3 protein-coding genes are annotated in these 2,773 nt (G+C 65.9%); 2 read left to right on the top strand and 1 reads right to left on the bottom strand.

The genetic code is table 11. The features are described from left to right. Both VLE48_07320 and VLE48_07315 read left to right on the top strand, forming a co-directional pair. Positions 1-2,058, top strand: a 2,058-nt coding sequence (locus tag VLE48_07320; GenBank protein HSA92804.1) for a hypothetical protein, incomplete at its 5' end; no start/stop codon positions are given. Positions 2,059-2,205: 147 nt separating this feature from the next. Then, complete coding sequence (locus VLE48_07315; GenBank protein HSA92803.1) at positions 2,206-2,511, top strand: antibiotic biosynthesis monooxygenase; 306 nt, start codon at positions 2,206-2,208, stop codon at positions 2,509-2,511. A 43-nt stretch (positions 2,512-2,554) separates the two neighbouring features. Here VLE48_07315 and VLE48_07310 read toward each other — a convergent pair. Further along, positions 2,555-2,773 (bottom strand): hypothetical protein (locus VLE48_07310; protein HSA92802.1); only part of this gene is annotated, 219 nt, incomplete at its 5' end.

Genomic DNA, 2,773 nt, shown 5'->3' with positions numbered 1-2,773 from the left:
ATCTTCGCCTTGGGGGCGGTGCTGTACGAGATGGCGACGGGGAAGCGGGCGTTCGAGGGCAAGAGCCAGCTTTCGGTGGCGAGCGCGATTCTGGAGCGGGACCCGGAACCGATTTCGCGCAGCCAGCCGCTGGCGCCCACGGCGTTGGAGCACGTGGTAGGCACGTGCCTGGCCAAGGATCCAGAAGACAGGTGGCAGAGCGCCGCCGACGTCAAGCGCCAACTGAACTGGATATCGGAAGGTGGGTCGACGGTGGCGGCTCCCGCGGTGCAGGGGGCGAAACGGAAAACGCGCGAGCGCCTGGCCTGGGGCGTCGCCGCCGTGTTGCTGGTCGGCTTCGTGCTAGCCGCGGCCGGTTACCTCATGCGCGCGCCCCAGCCGCGGCGCGCGGTGCGAGTCAGCGTCATGGCGCCGCCGGATACCGCCTTCCAACCCTTCGATTTTGCGCTCTCGCCGGATGGCTCCAAGCTTGCCTTCGTGGCGGCTGGGCCCGGGGGCGCACCGCAGCTCTGGGTGCGTCCGCTGGATTCCCTGAGCGGCCAGCCTCTGGCCGGGACCGAGGGCGCCGGATACCCATTCTGGTCGCCGGACAGTCGCCAGATCGGATTCTTCGCCGGCGGCAAGCTGAAGAGAATCGAGGCTTCCGGGGGCACGGTCCAAATCATCACCGAAGCAACCGACCCAAGAGGCGGGGCGTGGAACCCCGAGGGCGTCATCCTGTTCACGCCCACGACTGACGATCCCCTCTATCGAGTGAACGCCAGCGGCGGAGCCGCCACACCCCTGACGAACCTGGTCCCGCAGGGCGACAGTACTCATCGCTGGCCCCAGTTTCTTCCCGACGGCCGCCACTTCATTTACCTGGTCCGCACGGGCAGTGGCGCGACCGGAAGCGCGCAAAAGGGGGAGGAGACCGGCAACGGCATCTACCTGGGTTCGCTGGATTCGCCGGACCGCAGGACGTTGCTGGTGAGCAGCGAGCACCGCGCCATGTACGCCGCGGGCCATCTGCTGTTCGTGCGCGCCCTCAACCTGATGGCGCAGCGATTCGACCCCCGCAAGCTGCAACTGGCGGGAGACCCGGTGCCCGTGGCCGCGCAGGTAGCCGTCGATGCCCGCTGGACAGCGGCCTATTCCGCTTCCGACGACGGCAAGTTGGTGTTCCAATCCGGCGGCGTCGGCGGGCTGGCGCTCACGTCGTATGACCGCGCCGGCAAGCCCGGCGCGGTCGTGGCCACCGACTCGTTCAATGTGGCCCGCCTCTCGCCCGATGGCCGCAAGGTGGCCGGCAGCGTGACCGACAGCAACTCCGGCACCCTCGACCTCTGGATCTACGACCTGGCGCGCGGAGTGAAGACCCGTCTCACCTTCGACCCCGGCCAGGACGATGACCCGGTGTGGTCGCCGGACGGGAGCACCTTGGTCTTCGACTCCACTCGCAAGGGAGCCTACGACCTCTACTGGAAGCCGGCCAACGGCGCCCACCCGGAGGAGCTGCTTTACGAAGACAAAGCCATCAAGTACGCCACCAGTTGGTCCTCCGACGGCAAGTACGTGCTGTTCGACCGCCGCGACCCCCAAGGCAAGACTAGGAGTGACCTGTGGGTGTTGCCCATGTTCGGCGAGCGCAAGCCCTTCCCCTTCCTGGAAACGCAATTCGACGAGCATATTGGGGAATTCTCTCCGGACGGCAAATGGGTGGCCTACGTTTCCAATGAATCGGGCCGGGAGGAGGTCTATGCCGTGGCCTTCCCCAAGCCGGGAGGGCGCTTCCAGATCTCAGTCAGGGGCGGCAACAATCCCAAATGGCGGGCTGACGGCAGAGAGCTGCTCTATCTGGACGCCAATAGCAAGCTGATGGCTGTCCCTATCGCAGCCCGCGGCGACAGCCTGGAGATCGGGACGGCCCAGCCCTTGTTCCAGCCTCGCATCGGGGCGCGGGAATACTCCCTGGTCTCCGTGGGCGACGGCAAGCGCTTCCTGGTGATAGAAAATCCACAGATCACCGCCTCCAGCCTGACGCTGGTGCTGAACTGGGACTCCGCGCTGAAGAAGTAGGGGCCGCTGGCTGTCAGGCAACGACATGGGAACGGCTACGACACCAAACTGACTCCCACACATTGCGTAGTTGAGCAAGAAACTGCAAGGCTTGAGTCCTGCCCTGTGCGACCATGGGCGTGCAGCGGACAAGACACAGGAGCAGCGATGATAGCCCGCATCTGGCACGGTTACACTTCACCCCAGAACGCCGACGCCTACGAACAATTGCTCAAGACGACCATCCTGCCAGGGATCCACCGGGTCGCTGGTTATCGGGGCGCGTACCTCATGCGGCGCGACGCCGGCGCCGAAGCTGAGTTCATCACCGTGACGCTGTGGGAATCCATGGAAGCGATTCAGGCGTTTGCCGGGGGAGAACGCGATGCAGCGGTCATCCCGGAGCCGGCGAGAAAGCTGCTGTCGCGCTACGACAGCCGGTCCGTGCACTACGACGCCACCTGGTGCCCGTAAGGACCCGCCCTCTCCGCTCCGCCGCCACGCGGCACGTTAGGCGTTATTCCTCGATGGCCTTCCCCACGTTCCGCAGGTGCTTGCGCAGCGTGTACGCCGGGTCCTGGGAGCGTTTGGCTTTGTAGTCATCCCAACGAAACTGCTGGCGCAAGCTCACACCCGTGCTGGCAAGGCGGGCCTGCTCGCGCTCGGTGTGGTGGATCTGCCCCGCAAGCCGAACAACCTCTTCGACGCGGGTGCCGGGTACGAACACGGCGCCGTC

The sequence above is a fragment of the Terriglobales bacterium genome (assembly GCA_035454605.1).
Classification (GTDB): domain Bacteria; phylum Acidobacteriota; class Terriglobia; order Terriglobales; family Acidobacteriaceae; genus DATMAB01.
Note: the sequence above shows the minus strand (reverse complement) of the source record. Positions and strands in the feature narration are given on the sequence as shown.